Source organism: Belnapia mucosa (genome assembly GCF_016775475.1).
In the GTDB taxonomy this organism is placed as follows: Bacteria; Pseudomonadota; Alphaproteobacteria; order Acetobacterales; family Acetobacteraceae; genus Belnapia; species Belnapia mucosa.
The window spans coordinates 1-274 of sequence record NZ_JAEUXJ010000113.1 but is presented as its reverse complement, the minus strand read 5'-3'; the positions used below and the strand labels follow the sequence as shown (position 1 = coordinate 274).

Genomic DNA, 274 nt, shown 5'->3' with positions numbered 1-274 from the left:
ATCGAGCAGGTAATCAGCCCTCGACAGAGCCATGATGGTCGAGGACGGCATATTGACGACGTCAGCCATCGTGCCATTGGACGCCTGAGTCACCATCGTGGTGTCGAAGTCGTCAGTGCCCGGCAGATCCGTCCACTTGATCGTGCATCCGGAATGCTCTTTCTCGAACTTCTTGATGAGGTCGTTGAAGAACCCGTCAAAGGTTCCCTTCAGACCCTGAGCCTGGAAGGTGATCTCGCCCGACAACGTGTCCAGGTTGAGTTGCGACGCCTTC

The 274-nt window shown here is 56.2% G+C and carries 1 protein-coding gene; it reads right to left on the bottom strand.

Going from position 1 to position 274, the window contains the following annotated elements:
• A partial coding sequence (locus JMJ55_RS30585) for an extracellular solute-binding protein (RefSeq protein WP_202829366.1) occupies positions 1-274 on the bottom strand: 274 nt, incomplete at both ends.